The organism is Nocardia cyriacigeorgica NBRC 100375, assembly GCF_000308555.1.
GTDB classification, from domain to species: Bacteria; Actinomycetota; Actinomycetes; order Mycobacteriales; family Mycobacteriaceae; genus Nocardia; species Nocardia cyriacigeorgica.
On record NZ_BAFY01000117.1, the window covers coordinates 41433 to 59835 of the forward strand.

At 67.6% G+C, this 18403-nt stretch carries 16 protein-coding genes and 1 pseudogene; 9 read left to right on the forward strand and 8 right to left on the reverse strand.

The annotated features are described in order from the left end of the window. The first annotated feature begins 167 nt into the window (after positions 1-167). The gene (locus tag RJ05_RS10975; RefSeq protein WP_036536436.1) at positions 168-1859 is read left to right on the forward strand and encodes a hydrogenase maturation protein; all 1692 of its coding nucleotides are present in this window, start codon (positions 168-170) and stop codon (positions 1857-1859) included. Between the two features lie 155 nt (positions 1860-2014). After that, positions 2015-2857 (forward strand): MHYT domain-containing protein, encoded by an 843-nt coding sequence (locus RJ05_RS10980; protein ID WP_036536437.1) that lies wholly within the window; start codon positions 2015-2017, stop codon positions 2855-2857. 10 nt (positions 2858-2867) lie between these two features. Here RJ05_RS10980 and RJ05_RS10985 read toward each other — a convergent pair whose 3' ends face one another. The 3 genes from RJ05_RS10985 to RJ05_RS10995 all read right to left on the reverse strand — a co-directional run bounded on the left by RJ05_RS10985 (position 2868) and on the right by RJ05_RS10995 (position 6262). Then, the gene (locus RJ05_RS10985; protein WP_036536438.1) at positions 2868-3524 is read right to left on the reverse strand and encodes a DUF305 domain-containing protein; all 657 of its coding nucleotides are present in this window, start codon (positions 3522-3524) and stop codon (positions 2868-2870) included. After that, entirely contained in the window at positions 3521-5095 is a 1575-nt protein-coding gene (locus tag RJ05_RS10990) for an LVIVD repeat-containing protein (RefSeq protein WP_051016424.1), read from the reverse strand. The genes RJ05_RS10985 and RJ05_RS10990 overlap by 4 nt, the downstream gene beginning before the upstream one ends. 282 nt (positions 5096-5377) lie before the next feature. Next, a complete protein-coding gene (locus RJ05_RS10995) occupies positions 5378-6262 on the reverse strand; it encodes a hypothetical protein (protein WP_036536492.1) in 885 nt (294 codons plus the stop codon). Between the two features lie 230 nt (positions 6263-6492). Here RJ05_RS10995 and RJ05_RS11000 point away from each other — a divergent pair, with 230 nt between their 5' ends. After that, positions 6493-7113 carry a TetR/AcrR family transcriptional regulator gene (locus RJ05_RS11000; RefSeq protein WP_036536442.1) on the forward strand — a complete coding sequence of 207 codons (621 nt, stop codon included), beginning with the start codon at positions 6493-6495 and terminating at the stop codon, positions 7111-7113. Here the strand turns inward: RJ05_RS11000 and RJ05_RS11005 are convergent, their stop codons facing one another. The 3 genes from RJ05_RS11005 to RJ05_RS11020 all read right to left on the reverse strand — a co-directional run bounded on the left by RJ05_RS11005 (position 7114) and on the right by RJ05_RS11020 (position 10470). Next, positions 7114-8106 carry an NAD(P)H-quinone oxidoreductase gene (locus RJ05_RS11005; RefSeq protein WP_036536445.1) on the reverse strand — a complete coding sequence of 331 codons (993 nt, stop codon included), beginning with the start codon at positions 8104-8106 and terminating at the stop codon, positions 7114-7116. Positions 8107-8554: 448 nt separating this feature from the next. Further along, positions 8555-9517 (reverse strand): alpha/beta hydrolase, encoded by a 963-nt coding sequence (locus RJ05_RS11015; protein WP_081597276.1) that lies wholly within the window; start codon positions 9515-9517, stop codon positions 8555-8557. Between the two features lie 251 nt (positions 9518-9768). Then, positions 9769-10470, reverse strand: coding sequence for a TetR/AcrR family transcriptional regulator (locus RJ05_RS11020; RefSeq protein ID WP_217999000.1), 702 nt, complete (start codon positions 10468-10470; stop codon positions 9769-9771). Positions 10471-10583: 113 nt separating this feature from the next. Between RJ05_RS11020 and RJ05_RS11025 the strand changes: the two genes are divergently transcribed. The 5 genes and pseudogenes from RJ05_RS11025 (at position 10584) to RJ05_RS11045 (ending at position 15722) form a co-directional block, all read left to right on the forward strand. Then, positions 10584-11678, forward strand: coding sequence for a saccharopine dehydrogenase family protein (locus tag RJ05_RS11025; RefSeq protein WP_036536454.1), 1095 nt, complete (start codon positions 10584-10586; stop codon positions 11676-11678). 87 nt (positions 11679-11765) lie between these two features. Beyond that, on the forward strand, positions 11766-12686 hold the full coding sequence (locus RJ05_RS11030; RefSeq protein ID WP_036536456.1) for an acetoacetate decarboxylase family protein: 921 nt from the start codon (positions 11766-11768) through the stop codon (positions 12684-12686). 36 nt (positions 12687-12722) lie between these two features. Beyond that, positions 12723-14321, forward strand: coding sequence for a succinic semialdehyde dehydrogenase (locus tag RJ05_RS11035; protein WP_036536457.1), 1599 nt, complete (start codon positions 12723-12725; stop codon positions 14319-14321). Between the two features lies 1 nt (position 14322). Beyond that, positions 14323-14640, forward strand: a pseudogene (locus tag RJ05_RS11040) (acyl-CoA dehydrogenase family protein); the annotation flags it as partial. A gap of 326 nt (positions 14641-14966) precedes the next feature. Next, positions 14967-15722, forward strand: coding sequence for a type 1 glutamine amidotransferase domain-containing protein (locus tag RJ05_RS11045; RefSeq protein WP_051016425.1), 756 nt, complete (start codon positions 14967-14969; stop codon positions 15720-15722). A gap of 77 nt (positions 15723-15799) precedes the next feature. On the opposite strand, the gene RJ05_RS11050 is transcribed toward RJ05_RS11045, so the two are convergent. Further along, the gene (locus RJ05_RS11050) at positions 15800-16447 is read right to left on the reverse strand and encodes a TetR/AcrR family transcriptional regulator (protein ID WP_036536460.1); all 648 of its coding nucleotides are present in this window, start codon (positions 16445-16447) and stop codon (positions 15800-15802) included. A gap of 134 nt (positions 16448-16581) precedes the next feature. On the opposite strand from RJ05_RS11050, the gene RJ05_RS11055 reads away from it, so the two are divergent. After that, positions 16582-17511, forward strand: coding sequence for a zinc-binding dehydrogenase (locus RJ05_RS11055; protein ID WP_036536463.1), 930 nt, complete (start codon positions 16582-16584; stop codon positions 17509-17511). 58 nt (positions 17512-17569) lie between these two features. Here RJ05_RS11055 and RJ05_RS11060 read toward each other — a convergent pair. Further along, positions 17570-18403, reverse strand: an 834-nt coding sequence (locus tag RJ05_RS11060) for an aminotransferase class I/II-fold pyridoxal phosphate-dependent enzyme (RefSeq protein WP_036536467.1), incomplete at its 5' end; no start/stop codon positions are given.

An 18403-nucleotide genomic window follows, 5' to 3' on the forward strand; every position in this document is an offset into this window, starting at 1 on the left:
GAGGCACGGCCACCGGCGCGGGCGGGTCGGTCCGCTTGGCGCACAGTGACTCTCGCTATGGCCCATGGGTCCTCCGCTGCGGCCCGCATCCCCGCACGCTAGCTTGGTCACCGACATCAAGATCGCTTCAGGGGTGAGCCAGCTCATCCGCCGGTAGAGGGGAAATCGTGCGCGTCCTGCTAGTTGCCAGTGCCTTCAACAGTCTCACCCAGCGCGTTCACACCGAATTGCGGGCACGCGGACACAAGGTGGGGGTCGAATTGGCGCTCGGCGACGATCTGCTGCGCGCGCGGGTGGCCCACTTCCGGCCGGAGCTGATCGTGGCGCCCATGCTCACCACCGCGATTCCCGCCGACATCTGGACCGAGCACACCGTGCTGATCGTGCACCCGGGCCCCAAGGGCGATCGCGGGCCATCATCGCTGGACTGGGCCATCGCCACCGGCGCCCGGGAGTGGGGCGTGACCGTGTTGCAGGCGGTCGAGGAAATGGATGCGGGGCCGATCTGGGCGTCCGTGCCGTTCGAGGTGCCCGCCTGCGGCAAGAGCGAGCTGTATCGCAATGAGGTATCGGATGCGGCCGTGGCGGCGGTGTTGCTGGCGGTGGAGCGCTTCGCCGGCGGGACGTTCGAGCCCGAGCCGCTCGATTACCGCCGCCCGGACGTGCGGGGCGAGCTTCGGCCGTACCACTCTCAGCAGTACCGCCGCATCGACTGGTCCGCCGACCCCACCATCGCGGTGCTGCGCAAACTGCGTGCGGCCGATTCTCAGCCGGGGGTGCTCGACGAGCTGTTCGGCCGTGAGTACTTCGTACACGGCGGGCACAACGAGGACCAGTTGCGCGGCGCTCCCGGCGAGGTGATCGCCACCCGCGACGGCGCGATCTGCCGCGCCACCGTCGACGGTGCGGTCTGGCTGCCGCAGCTGCGGCCACGCCGGGTTCCCGGTGGTCCGGCGACGTTCAAACGCCCGGCCGTCGACGCGCTGGGCGCCGACCTGCCGGACGTCCCCGAGGTTCCGGTGACCCCGGCCGAGGCGGCGGCGCGCGACACCTGGTCCGAGCTGCGCTACCGCGAGGACGGCGCGGTCGGGTATCTGGAATTCGCCTACGGCGGCGGAGCGATGAGCACCGGCCAATGCGAGCGCCTGCTGGCCGCGTACCGGCAGGCCTGCGCCCGGCCGACGGCCGTGCTGGTGCTCGGGCCCGCCCGCGACTTCTTCTCCAACGGCATCCACCTCAATGTCATCGAGGCGGCCGCAGATCCGGCGCTGGAGTCCTGGCACAACATCAATGCGATGAACGACGTGGTCGAGGCGATCCTGACCACCACGGACAAGATCGTCATCTCGGCGCTGGCGGGCAATGCCGCGGCGGGCGGGGTGATGCTGGCATTGGCCGCCGACGAGGTGTGGTGCCGGGAATCGGTGGTGCTCAACCCGCACTACCGGCTGATGGGGCTCTACGGCTCGGAGTACTGGACCTACTCGCTGCCGCGCCGCGTCGGTGAATCCGAGGCCGCCCGGCTCACCCGTGAGACGTTGCCGGTGGGTGCCACGGCGGCGGCCGAGATCGGTCTGGTGGATCGGGTGGCGCCGGGCAGCACGGCGGCCTTCCGCGAATGGGTGCGCCGCGAGGCCGCGGCGCTCGCCGATTCACCGGAGCTGGAGGCGCGGTTGGTGGCCAAGAAGCAGCGACGCGAAGCCGACGAGCTCAGCAAACCGCTGGCCGACTACCGCGCCGAGGAGCTGACCGAAATGCGCCGCAACTTCTACGGCGAGGGCGAGCCCTATCACCGGCTGCGGCGTGAGTTCGTCTACGGTGTCGTCCCCGCCGCTACGCCTGCGTATCTACTCGGCTGACCGGGCGGGCCACCCGGTGGCGCAGTAGAGACACCGATTGGCGACGCCCAGCGCATCCGTGGTGAACTTCTCACCTTGAAATCCTCATTTCGGTGGTTCGCACACTCGTGCACCCGATCGCGGATCGGAAATCGACTAGCAACATCGGAGTAGACGTGCATCTCGAGCACTTCAGCAATGGATGGGTAACCCCTGCCCTGGCCTACCTCATGTCCTTCATCGGGTCGGTCCTCGGTCTACGCTGCGCCGCGCACGCGCGCGCCGCGAAGTCGCCGGCCGGTTGGCTGGTCGCGGCGGCGGTGGCGCTTGGTGGTGCGGGAATCTGGGTCATGCACTTCACGGCGATGCTCGGGTTCGCCATCGACGGCGTGGACATCCGTTATGACGTCCCGCTGACGCTGTTCAGCGCCGCCATCGCGATCGTCGTGGTGCTGGTCGGGCTGGCGATCGTGGTGCGTGGACATCGAGAGGCGATCGCCCTGCCACTGGGCGGCGCGATCACCGGTTTCGGTGTCGCGGCCATGCACTACCTGGGCATGGCGGCGATGAACAGCGGCGCCGCGATGGAGTACGACGCGGGTCTGGTGGCCCTGTCCATTGTTATCGCGGTCGTCGCCGCCACCGCCGCGTTCTGGTTCATGGTGCATGTGCGCGGCTGGGCCAACACGGTCGGCGCGGCGGTGATCATGGGTCTGGCGGTCTGCGGTATGCACTACACCGGCATGATGGCGATGAGTGCACACCATGGTGAGCACCAGGCGGCACCGGAGGGCCTTACGCCGGTGGATCTGCTGACCCCGCTGATCACGACTGTCGCGCTGGTCGTCGTGGGCCTGGTCGTGCTGGTCGGCGTCGCCGAGTTGGAGGTCCGCAGTACGGCCGCCGCCGCGGCGTCACTGGAATCGGACCGCCCCGTCGCCACCACCTTGGCCACCACCGATCCGACGACGCTGGTGAGCAGCGCCCGGGAATGGCCGCGTCAGCCGATCGACCACTGATCGTCGTCGCTCATGGCAGCGGCCGGGCGTCGCGCTGGCCGAGCAGAGCGGCCATCACCCCCGACTCCTGAGATTGGGAGTGGATCATCGACCGCGCGGTTTCCTTGACCGGGCCGGACTCGATGAGCTGATCGGCCGCCTGCGCCATCGCCACCCCGCCCTGGTGGTGGCGCAGCATGAGCTGCAGGAACAGGACCTCGGCGGCGCGGCCCCGGGCGGCGGACAAGGCATCGAGCTCGGCCATGGTCGCCATGCCGGGCATGCTGTGGCCGGCCGGGGTATGTGCCTCCGCCGCTCCCGAATGCCGATGCTCTGGTTCGGCGGCTGCGTGCATCCACGCCATCGGCTGTGGGGACAACGGCGACGCGTTCGCCAGGCGCAGCCAGCCGAGCATGGTGCCGATCTCGATGCGCTGGGTGTCGGCCATCTGCTGGGCCAGCCGCGTGATCGCGGGATCGACCGCGGGATCGAGTCGTTGCACCATGATCAGCGCCTGCTGGTGGTGGGCGGTCATGTCCTGGACGAAGCCGATTTCGGCCTCACCGAGGATCGGATCCGCCGACCGGTCGTCATCGATGAACAGTGGACGCAGCGCCGCCCCGAGGACGAGGAGCAGCACCGCGACCGCCGTGTACCCGGCGATCCGCATTCCGCGTGGCATGCTCACGATCCGACGATGGAGGACTGATTCGGCGGCGGCGTGTACACGCCGTTGTTCAGCTCCAGCACCATGAAGCCGTTGTCCGAACACGCCACATACAGCTTGTCGCCACGCCATTCCGGCGGGGAGAAACACCAGTCGGTGGAGACGTCGCCGAAGGCGAGTCGCCCGGTGCGCGGGGTGAGCGCGTCCATCGGGTTGAACTGGCCCTCGAGCACCGCGCGGACGGCGTTCGGCGCGCTCATCAATGGCACGCCGATGATGGACGCCAGCGCGTGCGGTGAGTTCCACAGCTCGAGGTTGCGTCCGGTGCGGGCGGGTGGATTGAAGTAGGCGATCTCGCGGATGTTTCCGGGGTCCCGTACGTCGAAGACCCGGATGCCCGAGGAGATCCAGCCGCAGGCCAGGGCGGTGGGGTTCGCCTGCCGGTCGGCGGCGCAGTAGTGGGATTCGTAGGCGAAGGCCGAACCGCCCATCGAGGAACCGATATTGCTGTCGACGTGCTGGGGCAGATTGATCTCGAGCTTGAGCTTGGCCGCCACCTTCGGTGCGGTGTCATCGGAGATATCGATCAGCTTGACGCCGCCGGATCCGCCCTCGTCGACGGTGTAGAGGTAGGGCTTGCCGTCGTAGCTGACCGGGACACTGTGCTGGGTCGCCCAGCCGTCGGTCCAGAACACCCGCCCGATGTGATGGACCTGCGGGTTCGGGTCGCGCCGCTGCACCGCGCTGATGTCGAGCACGGTGAAGCCGCCGAGCGCGGAGATGTACATGCGGTTGCCGTCGGGGCTGATGCCGAACCCGTGCGCCTCGATGCCGGTGAGGCCCTGCCACACCACATGCGGATTCGACGGATCGGTGAGGTCGACGGCGCTGACGAATCCGGGAGCGATGCCCGAGGCCCAGTAGGTGCGCCCGTCGGGGGAGAACCCGCCCTCATGGGTGGTGATCGGCAGCGGCATGGCCAGATTCGTGCCGGGCCCCGGGTTCAGCAGGCGCGGATGCGCGCAGTCGGAGATGTCGTAGACCGACAGATAGCCGACCCCGATGCCCACCGGAACACCGGTGCCGACCAGCAGTTTGCGTTCCTTGTTGACCTTCAGGCTCTCCCACGTGCCCGCGAGCATCGCCGGTTCGGTGAGGGTGGCGGTCGGGCGCGGGTTCGCCGGATCGGAGACGTCGAGCACCTGCACGCCGCGGCCCTCACCGAGCAGATTGCCGGGGAAGAACGAGCCCATGTACGCGCAATGCTCGAAGCTGGTGGAGGTGATGCCCGCGCCGCGCCCGGCGAACTGGCCGACCATCGACATATTGCAGCGATAGCCCTGGGTGCTGCGCCCGCTGTCGCGATCGGCCGCCGGAACATCGCCCTGGAGGCCGGGTTCGGGCATCGAGCCGGGCCCGCAGTCCGCGCGCGGCACCGACGTGCGGCCGACGTCGAGGAATTCGCGCACGCCATTGGCGATATCGGATTGCAGGTCGGCCGACGCGCCCGCGGGCAACATCATCGTGGCGATCAGTGCCGCCGCGGCAAGGGCGAACGGCCTGGCACGGCGCAGCATCAACGGACGCCTCATCGCATCCCCCAACTTCCTTGTTGTCGTGGCACGCCGGCGCACAGGGGGCGGGACTTGCGTCTCAGACACCTGGGCGGACGTTGCTGACCGGAGTTTAATAAGCGGGCGGTGCTTCGGGAGTGTTTTCGCGGAATTGTCGGCCGACACAGTCGCAGCGGGTCGGTGACCAGCGAAATGCCTGGCAATGTGGCCGGATTCGGGCCCGATGACAGCGGGCGGCGACGGGCGTCGGTAGCGGTGCGCTATGAATTGCCCGGCGTGGTTCTGTCTGGGTCGTCGGGCTCAGGAGTTGCGTCGGTCGGCGAAGTCGAGCAATTCGTCGCACGCCGCGAGCAGCTGCGCCCGCAACGGTGCGGCCCGCTCAGCGAGCGCGGCTTGAGCGCGTGCGTATTCGGCGCGCCCGGCAGGCGTCTCGATGGCAACGGGGTCGTAGCCGTACTCGCTGAGATCGTATGGGCTGGCCCGCATATCGAGTTCTCGTGCGACGCAGGCGAGTTCGAAGCACTCCTGCAGCAGGTCCGAACCGATGAGCGGGACCAATTTGAAACCCCACTTGTACAGGTCCATATTCGCGTGCAGGCACCCCGGCTGTTCCCGGAGCGGCTGATCGTCGCGGGTGAGCACCTGTGCGTTGCGGCCGACGGCATCGGGGGTGAAGAACCGGAAAGCGTCGAAGTGCGTGCAGCGCAACGACATCGACTCGACCACCGCATCGGTCTCGGTCCGGCCCAGACGCAACGGCACCGCACCGTGGCGCACCTCATCGGAGCGATACACCATGGCCCATTCGTGCAACCCGAAACATGACAGCTGGGCGGGCCGCGCCGCCGTCGCGCGCAGCAGCCGAGCCACGAACGTCACCGTGTCCCGTCGCTTCGCCAGAAACGCCGGATCGGCCGTGACGATCACCCCGGCGCCGTCGACGCTCACCTGGTGATAGCCGCGAGCCCCGTCGTACTCGGCGGCGCCGGCCAATCCCACCCCGAAACCGGGATGCCAGCGCCGCAACTGTGCGGGCTTGTGTCCGTAATAGGTGAACAGGAAATCGATCACCGGATGAGCGGCCCCGTCGGCCCGGCGCCGAAGGTACGGCCCGACCAGCTCATCGATGCGCTCCCGATGCGCCCGCGCCCGCTTCCGCCACTCGACCGGCGACAATACCCGCAGGTCGATGACGTGTTCGAGGTTGGCGCGCGTACTCACCCCGCCATTGTCCCGCACCGATTCGCGGGGACCGAGACGAGCTCGGCGAGAATGCTCGACGCGTGGTAGCGCAATCCGGCCGCTGGTGGCGCGGCCGTCTCCCACGTGTAAGGCCGGGCATCGGTACCGCCAAGCGCAGCTATTATCGTGAGCAGCGATAATATTAGCGCCGTTAACTATTGCTAGGTGGTGCCATGGCAACGTCGAATACGCCGTACCATCACGGCGATCTTCCCGCCGCGCTGGTTCGCGCGGCGATGGAACTCCTCGAGGAGAACGGCGAGTTGTCGCTGCGTGCGGCTGCCCGGCGGGCCGGTGTCTCCACGGCCGCGCCATACCGGCATTTCGCCGACCGGGAAGCGTTGGTGTCGGCGGTGGCCGCGGTGGGTTATCGCGAGCTGGCGTCCGCGCTCGCCGCTGCGAACCCGGCGCCGAAAACGGCCGAGGACTTTTCCGATATCGCGATCGCCTACGTCCGATTCGCTCTCGCGCGTCCGGGCCTGTTCCGGGCCATGTTCTCCGAGCCGTGTGATCCCACCAGTCCCGACCGTGTCGCCGCCACCGCCGCGATTCATGAATACGTACGCGAGATCGTGCGCCAGGCGTTTCCGGATGCCGACGCCGAAGCGCTGGCCACCGCGATGTGGTCGATGGTGCACGGCCTGGCATTCCTGTTCCTGCACGGCAAGTTCGACGCCGACGCGCCGGGGGAGCCCGGGGAGACGGTGCGCGCGGCGGTCGGTTCGGTGCTCGGCCCCGCGGTGCGCCCACGGCCACGGCGAACCGCGCGCGCGGCTGTTCGGCCACACCCCTGATCAGGGCTTGCGCACCGTGAGCAGCACCTTGCCGACCGTCTGCGCTGAATCCAGCAGTGGGTGCGCATCGGCGACGTCGGCGATCGGGATCTCGGCGGACACGACCGGCCGCACCGCACCTTCGGCGATGCGCGGCCACAGTTCCCGCCGCAGTTCGGCGATGATGTCGGCCTTGGAGCCGTGACCCTGTTCCGGGCGGCGGCGCAGGTTGGTCACGTGCACCGATCCACGCTTGCTCAGTAGCGTCGCGAGGTTCAGCTCGGCGACCGCGCCGTCCTGCAATCCGATGATGGTCAGGTCGCCGTCTTCGGCCAGCGCGTCGACATTGCGGGCGAGGTAGCCCGCGCCCATGATGTCGAGGATCACGTCGGCGCCCCCGTACTCGTCGGTGACGACGGAGACGAAATCCTGTTCCCGGTAGTTGATCAGCGTGTCCGCGCCCAGCTCACGGCAGCGGTCGAGCTTGAACTGCGAGCCGGCGGTCACCGCGACCCGCGCCCCCAGCGCCTTACCCACCTGGATCGCGTGCGTACCGATGCCGCTGCCGCCACCGTGGATCAGCAAGGTCTGTCCCTGCCGCAGGCCACCGGCCATCACCACGGTCGACCAGACGGTGGCGGCCGCTTCGGGCAGGGCAGCAGCGGCCGTCAGGTCCACTCCTTCGGGAACGGGCAGCACTTGGGTGGCAGGCACATTCACCCGCTCGGCGTAGCCGCCACCGGCCAGCAGCGCGCACACGGCATCACCGGATCGCCATTGCGTGACGCCGGCCCCGACGTCGGCCACAACCCCCGACACCTCGAGGCCGAGGACCTCGCTGGCACCCGGCGGCGGCGGATAGACGCCCCACCGCTGCATGATGTCGGCCCGGTTGACCCCGGCGGCGACCACCTCGATCGCCACCTCTCCCGGTCCGGGGGCGGGCAGGTCGTCGACCTCGCCCCAGGTCATGACCTCCGGCCCTCCGTAACCGTTCAGCGTCACCGCATGCATGGCGTTCCTTCCGTCGACGATGTAAACAACGCTTACATTACTCGGCGTGACGGTGTGGTCAACGAGATGGAGCCGATGTCACACTCATCGCACCCGCCGGCCTGGCTGTCTCGACGGCCGAGGGGCTCTCCGCGCCAGTGGAGCACCGCCAAGGCGGCGGCGATCGCAACAATGTTGTCGGCCATGGGTTTCGGTAGCAGCTCGTCGGCGCGGGCGAGGCGGCGGATGATGGATGTAGAGGCGCAGAACGGTGAGCGTCTCCGGGTCCACGGTGAGTAGTTCGCCGAGGGCGCCATGGCGGTGGCCGCCGCAGCGTGCTCGGGCGCGCTGATCGGCGTCAGCGCGGTCCTGGACGTGCACATCGACCGGCCTCTTGCCCTGTTCCTCTACAGCACGTTCGCCATGACGGCCGTCGGCGTCACTGCGTTGACGATCAACAGCCCCGATGTCAGTGCAGTGCGGACCGCAGTGTGTCTTGTGCCAGCTTGATGGCGGCGGTTGCGGCATGGGTGGAGCGCATCGAGTTGATCATCATGAAGTCGTGGATGATCCCGCCGAAGCGCACCTGGGTGACCGGAACGCCGGCTTGACGCAGTTTCGCCGCGTACGCCTCGCCTTCGTCGCGCAGGACGTCGGCCTCGGCGGTGATCACCAGCGCGGGCGGCAGCCCCGAAGGTTGTTCGACCGATGCGCGTAGCGGGCAGGCGTAGATCTCCTCGCGCTGGGCCTCGTTTTCGGTGTACTGGTCCCAGAACCACTTCATGCCCTCGCGTGCGAGGAAGTAGTGCTCGGCGAACTGATGGTAGGAACCGGTGTCGAAGTCGGCATTGGTCACCGGGTACAGCAGCACCTGCTGGGCGATGCTGATATCGCCACGGTCCTTGGCCATCAATGTGAATACCGCGGACATATTGCCACCGACAGAGTCGCCCGTGACCGCGAAACGCGGTGCGTCGAGCCCCTTCTCGGCGCCGTGCGCGACAACCCACTGCGCGGCCGCATAATTCTGTTCGATCGCGGTGGGGTATTTGGCCTCCGGCGACAAGGTGTATTCCGGGAAGACCGCCGCGGCCTCGGCGCCGACCGCGAGTTCACGGACGAGGCGGTCGTGGGTGTGGGCATTGCCGAACACCCACCCGGCGCCGTGAATGTAGAAGACCACCGGCAATGGCCCGGTGGCACCTGCGGGTTTGACGATGCGCACGGGTACCGATCCGGTCGGCCCGCCCTCGACGGTGATCCATTCTTCGTCGATCTCGGGTTTGTCGATATCGCCGGACTGGACCTCGTCCACGGCCTTGCGGCCTTCTTCCGGCGGCAGTTGGTACAGGAAGGGCGGCGTATCGGTGGCCTTGCAGAATTCGGCGGCCTCGGGTTCGAGAACAGGTTGGATGTGCTCGTTCGTTGCCATGGACATCAGCTCCCATCACGAGAATGTGTGCGGTGCCGCAATCACGCTAGCCCGGCAATGTTAACGCTGGCAACACGTCGGCGAAAATCGCTGTGCGCGAATGTATTCGACGACCACGCAGTTTATTGATCAACTAAATAGTCATGTCGATGCATAGGTTCTTCCGCGTGGCGGAATGGTTTGCCAGACGGAGGAAACTGGCAAAGTAATTCACCAATTGGGCGCTAGGTTTTCCGGACTTGAGCGGTGCGCTATATGACGGTTCGAAGGTCTTGCTCATCGGTGCGGTGCGGCTGTAGCAGAGACGTGATGAGCCGCTGTGCGTTCTCGACGGCATGGTTGGCATCGCCGTCCGCCAATCCCAGCAGCGGATCCAGGCCGTGGATATGCGGCGCCAGGGCGATGTGGGGGAGTGTCACCAGCAGGAGCGACAGCAATGCGTCGGTATCGGTCTCGCGCGATAGTTGTCCGGTGTCGACCGCGCGCTCGATCAACGGGCGTAGCACTGCGAGGTAGTCGTCGTTGACGACCTCGCGAACCGCGGTCCGTGCGACGGGATCGTGTTCGAGATTGGCGGCCGCGGTCATTGCGCGCTCGAGGGGATGATCGTAGAAGTAACGCACCCACGCCGCGGTCAGCGTCCGCAGGGCAGCGAAAAAGTCGGCGTCCCAGTCGAGTTCGCTCGCCGCCGACTCCATCGCGGTGCGGATGCGGTGGCTCGACAGCCGCGCGAGGTGGACGTACATATCAGCCTTGTCGGTGAAGTACTGGAACAGGCTGCCTTTGGCAACCCCGGCTTCACGCGCGATCGTGTTCAGGCTGCCGCCGCTGAACCCGCGTGCGGCGAACTCCGCTTCCGCCGCGGCGACCACGGCCGCGCGGCGGCCTTCGGGTAGCCGCTGCCATGTTCCTGTCGGCAAGCGCCGGCCTCCTGTCCGGTGGGCGATTGACATGGTGTCGATCCGATCCTACAGTGACCACCAGTCATATGACCACTGGTCATCTCCCTGGTTGCCCAGCGTGCGCGCCATCCGCCGGGCACCATTTCCCGAAGGAGAATCCCTCGATGTCCGGACGTATCGTTCTACTCGGAGCCACCGGCTATACCGGCGGAATCGTCCTCGACGCCCTGCTGCGGCGGGGGCTCGCGCCGGTTCTGGCGGGCCGCAATCGCGACGCCCTGGCGGCTCTGGCCGGGCGCGGTGGCGGTCTCGACTACCGGATCGCCGACGTCACCGATCCCGAGAGCGTCGCGAACCTCGTGGACAGCGGGGATGTGCTCATCAGCACCGTCGGCCCGTTCGAGCGCTATGGATATCCGGTGGCGTGTGCGGCTGCCGAGGCCGGCGCCCACTACATCGATTCCACCGGCGAAGTCGGATTCGTGCGTGAGCTGCGCCGTCGGCTGCACGAGCGGGCCCGTGAGACCGGGTCGCTGATGGTGCCTGCCTTCGGCTACGACTACGTGCCCGGCATTCTCGCCGCACACCTCGCCGCGCGGCAGGCCGAGGCGCCGGTGCGGTCGATCGACGTCGGCTACCTCGCCACCGGCCCGCTGAGTAAGGGTCTGAGTCAAGGCACCCGCATCACCATGCGCGACGGCCTCCCCCTGCCCTCGCCGCGGTGGTCCGGTGGCCGGCTCGTCGACGCGCGCACGGGATCGAAGGTCCGTGCCTTCGATGTGCGCGGCAAGCGCAAGAACGCCACCCTCGTCTCGGGGACCGAGGTGCTGTTCCTGCCCGAGGATCTGCCCACGGTCGATGCGGTTACCGTCTACAACGGCTGGTTTCCTGCGCTCGCCCGTCCGATGGTGGTCATGTCGGCCATGACCGCCCAACTATCGCGAATTGCCGTGGGCCGCAAGCTGATCGATATAGTCTCTCGTCCCATGATCGGTCCGGCCGGCGGGCCCGATGCCGCCGAGCGCGCGAGCACGCGCTCGCATGTCGTCGCGGTCGCGACGGACGCCTCCGGGCAGTCGTCCGAAGTGCACGTCGAAGGTCCCAGTGCGTACAGCTTGACCGGCGAGCTGATGGCCTGGGCGGCGCAGCGGCTGGCATCGGCCCCCGTCCGCACCGCTGGGGTGGTCGGGCCGGTGGGCGCGTTCGGATTCGAGACGCTGCGCGACGGTTGCGCGGACGCCGGCCTGATTCCGGTGTAACCGACCCCGGGGTATGTTGACACCGATAACATACCCCGTTAGCCTGATGTAAGCACTGAGTACATAAGAGGCGAGGGAGCTGTGCCGATGTCACCGATTCACCAGGAAACAGTCGAGGTCGACCTGGGTGGCCGCACCGTCGCGGTGCCGAAAGGCGGCCTGTACGACCGGTTCCGGATGAACACCGATCTCGACGAGGTGGCTCGTGACCCGCGGGTGAGCAGCGTGGACTTCTTCCGGAACCTGCGTAAGACCAGGGTGGATTCGCCGATCGGGGAGACGCTCACCCCGAACTTCTACTACCGGATCTCGACCGCGCGGCTCACGATGCTCGCCCGCACCGGGGCGATCCGCGAGCGGCTGCCGCGGGAACTGGCGCCGCTGCAGGTCGCGCCCGGCCTCGGTCTGGTGTCGGTGATGTTCTTCCGGTACGACGTCTGCGATATCGACTTCTACACCGAGGCCGCGGTCGGTGTGGCGGTGCGGCCGGCGCGGCACGGGCGGCTCGGATTCTTCGATCTCGTCACCGGTCTCGCCAACGATCATCTCGATTCCTATGTGCTGTCGCTGCCGGTCAGTTCCGACATCGCCCAGGTCCGCGGCCACGACGGTTACGGCTTCCCGAAATGGGTGACCGACCTCGACGTCGAAATCGGCGAGGATCGAACCACGGCGCGCGTCGCCAACGACACCGGCGGTCTGGATCTGGCGCTGTCGGTGGCAACCCCCGTCCAGTCCAGGTTTCCCTCGGGCGAGCGCGTGTCGAGTCTCACCTCCTACACCTGCATCGACGGCGTATGGCATTCGACGCTGAGTCAGACCAACGTGCTTTCGACGGGAACCGCGAGCTTTCCGCGCGCCGTCGATCTTCAAGTCGGGCAGGGGCGCATGGCCGACGACCTCACCGCGCTCGACCCGATCAAGACCATCCGCCTCGACGTCACCGCCGAAGCCCAACTCGCCCTGCACATGCCGGTCCCGATCTCGATGCCGGTACCCAGCCAGTAGCCATAATCCGCCGACCGAGACATTCACGGAGCCGCTATGACAACCGACCACACCACCCGGCCCACCACCGCTGCCGGCTTCGGCCTGCCGGCCTCGATCGGCTCCGCGCTACTCGAATGTCTGATCGCCCGCGTCACCGCAGCGCCGGACGCCGACCGCGTGACGACGACCGCGCCGTACACCGGCGCCCCGCTGACCGGCCTCCCGGTCTCCACGCCGGCCGATGTGGAGACCGCGTTCGCCCGCGCCCGCGGAGCGCAGGCCGCGTGGGCCGAGCGGTCGCTGCGCGAGCGCAAGGAGATCATGCTCCGCTTCCATGATCTGGTGCTGGCGCGGCAGAACGAAGTGCTCGATCTGATGCAGGCCGAGAGCGGAAAAACCCGTCGCGACGCGTTTCTCGAGGTCAGCGATATCGCGATCACCGCTCGGTACTACGGGCGCACTGCCGCGAAACTCCTTGCGCCCACACGTCGCCGCGGCGCGATCCCGTTGCTGACCCACACCACCGAGTTGCGCCATCCCAAGGGCGTCGTTGCCGTGATCTCGCCGTGGAATTGTCCGTTGAGCATGGCGGCAGGCGATGCCATTCCGGCACTCATGGCCGGCAACGCGGTGGTGCAGAAACCGGATACGCAGACCGCGCTGACGGCGCTGTGGGCGCTGGATCTCATGCACGAGGCGGGTTTGCCCGCCGGGGTGTGGCAGATGGTGGTGGGCCGGGGCAGCTCCATCGGCGGCGCGTTGATGGACAACGCCGACTACCTGATGTTCACCGGTTCCACCGCCAGCGGACGCACGATCGCGCGCGAGGCGGGGCAGCGGCTCATCGGATCCTCCCTGGAGCTCGGCGGCAAGAACGCCATGCTGGTGCTCGACGACGCCGATATCGGCCGCGCCGCCGACGGCGCCGTCAACGCCTGCTTTCCCTCGACCGGCCAGCTGTGTGTGTCGATCGAGCGCATGTATGTCGCGGAGTCGATCCGTGCGGAGTTCGTCTCCGAATTCGTTTCCCGCACCAAGAACCTACGGATCGGTGCGGCCTACGACTACAGCGTCGATGTCGGCTGCCTGACCAACAGGTCCCAGCTGGAGACGGTCGCCGCGCACGTCGAGGACGCCGTCGCCAAGGGCGCCACCGTTCTGGCCGGGGGCCGGGCCCGGCCGGATCTCGGGCCGCTGTTCTACGAACCGACCATCCTGACCGACGTCACGCCCGACATGACGCTCTACGACCAGGAGACCTTCGGTCCGGTCGTGTCTATCTACTCCTTCGACGATCTCGACGACGCCATCGCCCGTGCCAACGCCACCCCCTACGGCCTGAACGCCAGCGTCTGGACCCGCAACGGCGCCAAGGGCCGAGCGGTCGCGGCGCGCCTGCACGCGGGCACGGTGAATGTGAACGACGCCTACGCCGCGGCATGGGGGAGCATCGACTCGCCGATGGGCGGCATGGGTGACTCCGGCCTCGGCCGACGCCACGGCGCCGACGGCATCCTGAAATACACCGAACCGCAAACGGTTGCCCACCAGCGACTTCAAGGATTCAACGCACCGGCAGGCGTGCCGCATCGCGCCTGGGCTGCGGCTCTGACCTTCGCGCTGCGGTCGCTGAAAGCGGTGGGTGCCCGGTAACCAGCTCGCCGACGCGCGGGTCGCCATCAACCAGGCTCGTCTGCTGGTGCTGCACGCGGCCTGGCTGCTCGACACCGGCGACATGGCAGTCTACGGCGCCGTCAGCGAGATCAAGGTAGCCGTCCCCATGATGGCGCAGCAGGTCATCGACATGGCCATGCAATTGCACGGTGGCGCCGCCTTGTCCGAAGACCTGCCGTTGGCGGCGGCCTGGCTGCAAGCGCGCGCGATCAGGTTCGCCGACGGCCCCGACGACGTGCACCGCGGCGTCGTCGCCCGGCTGGAACTCGGCAAGTACCGTCAGAAGGCCGACGCATGAGTGGCCGGACCGAGCGCGATCCGCACGCCGAGTCGAGGGCACGCCTTCGCGCCTGCCGACACCGCTGGCACGGTTGGCGGGAATCGGCAGGGGAGCGTAGCCGAGAAGAAGTGTTCGAAGCGCTTTCGCGAAATGGCTCGCCACCACGCATCTTCCTGGCAACCGGCCATTGACGCGGGGCGACTCGGCCGTTAATGTAAGCGGCAGAAACATTGGGTGCCGGAGCGGTTTTCTCGCCCCCGCACCAGATCCGGTCCTATCGTGGACGTGACGAATGTGAGCCGGGCGAATCCGAGATCCATACCACTGGGAAGCGGGGCGCAGAAATGACGAAGGTGCTATTCGTGATATCGGCCGCCGACCGCTGGACGCTGAACGACGGCGAAGTGCATCCCTCGGGCTTCTGGGCCGAGGAAGTGGCGCTTCCGCACCGGATCTTCTCCGAAGCCGGATGGGACATCACCGTCGCCACTCCGGGCGGCAAGGCGCCGACCCTGGATCGTCTCAGCCTCGGCATCGCCGGTGGGATGCCCTGGAAACGGCGCGAGGTCGAGCGGTATCTGGACGGTATCAAGAGTGTGCTGGCCACGCCGGTTCCGCTCGACTCGGTCGACGCCGATGATTTCGACCTGGTGTTCTACCCGGGTGGGCACGGTCCGATGGAAGATCTCGCCTACGACGAGACCTCCGGCGCGCTGCTCGCGCACCGGCTGGCCTCCGGTAAGAAGCTCGCCCTGCTGTGCCATGCCCCGGCGGCCATTCTCGCCGCTTCCGGGCCGGACGGCACCTCTCCTTTCGCCGGTTACCGGATGACCGGATTGTCCAATCGTGAGGAACTGCTCAACCGGTTCGCGAGGAAAGCGCCGTGGCTGCTCGAAGACAGGCTGAAGGAAGCCGGTGTCGACTACTCCAAAGGGTGGATTCCCTTGCGGCCCCATGTGGTTGTCGACCGGAATGTGTATTCCGGGCAGAATCCGCAATCGTCGGAGAAATTGGCACGTAGGCTCGTCGACGAAATCGGCGACGGTCGATTCCCGAAAGAACCCCGCATAAAAGGGATCGAGCGTTCCGTACTCATGTGAGCGATCAGAAGACCGGATCCGCATGAGTGCAACGGATTGGTCGCTCCGTTGGACCATGGATACGGCCCGAAGCCGGCTCAGCGCTTCGGGTGCGCCGGCGGAGCCATCGTGAGCGCCGCGGGGATGGCGGCGAACGCGTCACGGACATGGAGTGTGAGCGTGGCGGTGTCGGGTGACTCGGGGCCGGCGCTCCAGGTGTCGAGGGCGCAATGGAAGGCGGCGACGATGATGTCCAGGGCGAGGCGCGGGCGACGATCGGTGCGCGAGTCGATGGCGAAGCGGTCGCGCAGGATCTCGAGGGCGTCGCGGATGGTCCGGTCGCAGAATTGCAGGTTGTTGGCGGCCATCGACGGGGTGGATTGCGCGAGATGGTGACAGCGCGCGGCTCGGTCGGCCCAACCATCGGTGGGCATCTGATCCAGTGCCGCCAGCAGGCCGGCCTGCAATGTTCGAAGTAGCGGTCCGGTACCTGGTTCGCGCAGCGACAGGTCGGCGATGAAGGCCGCCCACAGCTCGCGCAGCGGCGCCATGGCGACATCTTCCTTGCTGCTGAAGTTACGGAAGAAGGTGCGTTTGGAGACGTCGACGGTGTCGCACAGTTCATCGAGCGTGACGCTGTCGAAGCCGCGATCGGCGAACAACTCCAGGGCGGTGTCGACCAGTGTCTGCCGGGTGCGTTGTTTCTTGCGTTCCCGCAGAGGCAGTCGGTCGGGTGCGTCAGGCATGTTCACAGGGTAACGCGGCCGCGCGCCCAATCGGCGAACGCCACTTGCGAACATTTGCCACTCAGTGGCATATTGAGCGAGTGGTGCCGGCCTCTCGGTGCCATAGCCTCCCCACTGTCGAAAGGCGTTGTGACATGCGCGCATTGGTTGTCGATCGTTCTGTGCCGTCCGGATTGCGCATCGGCGAGGTGGCGGATCCGGAGCCCGCACCACATGAAGCGGTGGTCCGAGTGACCGCAACCTCGCTCAACGCCGGCGAGGTCAGGTACGTGCTCGCCGATGCACCGGAGGGTTCGGTGCTGGGCTGGGACGGGGCCGGAATTGTGGAGCGCGCGGCAGCCGACGGCTCGGGCCCCCCGGTCGGCACTCCGGTGGTCACCCTCGGCTGGGCCGGCGGCTGGGCGGAGTTCCGTACTGTCGACACCAGCCTCATCGGAACCGTTCCGCAGGGCGCGGATCCGGCACCGATCAGCACCGTTCCAGTCGCGGGGGCCAGCGCGCTGCGCTCTCTGCATCGCCTTGGGCTCATCCTCGGGCGCCGGGTGCTGATCACCGGGGCGACCGGTGGCGTCGGCCGATACGCGGTCCAACTCGCCCGTCTCGGCGGCGCGCACGTCATCGCGTCGACCGGTGATCCGGCGACCCACGCGGCGAGCCTGCGCGCACTCGGCGCGGCCGAGGTGATCACCGGCGCCGCCGAGCTGCAAGCCCCGGTCGACGGTGTGATCGACCTGGTGGGCGGCCCCGAGCTCGTCGAGGCCTACGGCCGGTTGTCGGAGGGTGGCACCGTGGTTGCCGTCGGCCACGCCGCGGGCGCGGACGAGACGTTCCCGTTCGGGGCGTTCTACGGCGACCAGGGCCGACATGACCGTTCGATCACCACGTTCTTCCTGCTGGCGTGCACCAACCTGGGTCCGGATCTGAGCTGGCTCGCCGAACGGGTCGCCAACGGCACCCTGGACCCGAACATCGCGTGGCAGGGGGATTGGACCCGGTTCGATGACGCCGCCCAGGCGTTGTTGTCGCGGCGGCTGCACGGCAAGGCGGTGCTGACATTGCCGTGAGACCGGCGGGTGCCGCGCCCGGCAGCGCACCGAACCGGGCGCGACAAGGTTCGCCGAATCAGTGTGATTCGCCGGTCAGCAGCCCTGCGCTGACCGCGAGAAAACGGTCGTTCTCCTCGGGGGAGCCGATGGTGACGCGCAGGGTATGTGGGATGCCGACGTCACGGATCAGCACACCGTGTTCGCGATAGCGCTGCCAGGCGCGCGGTGGGTCCGGGAACGGGCCGAAGAGCAGGAAATTGGCTTCGCTGTCACGAACCCGGAACCCCATCTCGTGCAGCGAACGAGATACCCGCTGCCGTTCGGCGACCACCTCCGCCGCCCGTGCCAGCGCTTCGTCGGCATGCCGCAGCGCCACCCGCGCGGCGGTCTGGCCGAGGATGGACAGATGGTAGGGCAATCGCACCAGCAGCATCGCCTCGATGACGGCCGGTGTGGCGACGAGGTAGCCCACCCGAGCCCCGGCGAATGCCAGCGCCTTGCTCAATGAACGTGTGACGACCAGCTTCGCGGGATACTCCTCGATGAGGCCGATCGCACTGGGTGCGGCGCTGAATTCGCCGTAGGCTTCGTCCACGATCACCAGTCCCGGCGCGATGTGCAGCAGGCGCTCGAGATCCGAACGTGCCAAGAGTGCGCCGGTCGGGTTGTGTGGGGTGGTGACGAACACGATGTCCGGCTGGTATTCGGTGATCGCGGTGATCATCTGTTCGATGTCGGGGGCGGAATCGGCAGGCTCACCCACCGACAGCCAGGCGGTGCCGAGGCATTCAGCGGCGATCCGGTACATCGCATAGGACGGCGTGACGCCGAGGGCGCGACGTCCCGGGCCGCCGAACGCGAGCAGAAGCTGGTGCAGAATCTCGGTGGATCCGTTCGCGGCCCAGATGTT

What these genes read in the sequence shown, in the direction of transcription:
- RJ05_RS11005 (WP_036536445.1), bottom strand. Translation starts at nt 8,106, where the DNA reads ATGCATGCGGTGACGCTGAACGGTTACGGAGGGCCGGAGGTCATGACC.
- RJ05_RS11045 (WP_051016425.1), top strand. Translation starts at nt 14,967, where the DNA reads ATGACGAAGGTGCTATTCGTGATATCGGCCGCCGACCGCTGGACGCTG.
- RJ05_RS11015 (WP_081597276.1), bottom strand. Translation starts at nt 9,517, where the DNA reads ATGGCAACGAACGAGCACATCCAACCTGTTCTCGAACCCGAGGCCGCC.
- RJ05_RS11000 (WP_036536442.1), top strand. Translation starts at nt 6,493, where the DNA reads ATGGCAACGTCGAATACGCCGTACCATCACGGCGATCTTCCCGCCGCG.
- RJ05_RS11035 (WP_036536457.1), top strand. Translation starts at nt 12,723, where the DNA reads ATGACAACCGACCACACCACCCGGCCCACCACCGCTGCCGGCTTCGGC.
- RJ05_RS11020 (WP_217999000.1), bottom strand. Translation starts at nt 10,470, where the DNA reads ATGTCAATCGCCCACCGGACAGGAGGCCGGCGCTTGCCGACAGGAACA.
- RJ05_RS11030 (WP_036536456.1), top strand. Translation starts at nt 11,766, where the DNA reads ATGTCACCGATTCACCAGGAAACAGTCGAGGTCGACCTGGGTGGCCGC.
- RJ05_RS11050 (WP_036536460.1), bottom strand. Translation starts at nt 16,447, where the DNA reads ATGCCTGACGCACCCGACCGACTGCCTCTGCGGGAACGCAAGAAACAA.
- RJ05_RS11055 (WP_036536463.1), top strand. Translation starts at nt 16,582, where the DNA reads ATGCGCGCATTGGTTGTCGATCGTTCTGTGCCGTCCGGATTGCGCATC.
- RJ05_RS11025 (WP_036536454.1), top strand. Translation starts at nt 10,584, where the DNA reads ATGTCCGGACGTATCGTTCTACTCGGAGCCACCGGCTATACCGGCGGA.
- RJ05_RS10990 (WP_051016424.1), bottom strand. Translation starts at nt 5,095, where the DNA reads ATGAGGCGTCCGTTGATGCTGCGCCGTGCCAGGCCGTTCGCCCTTGCC.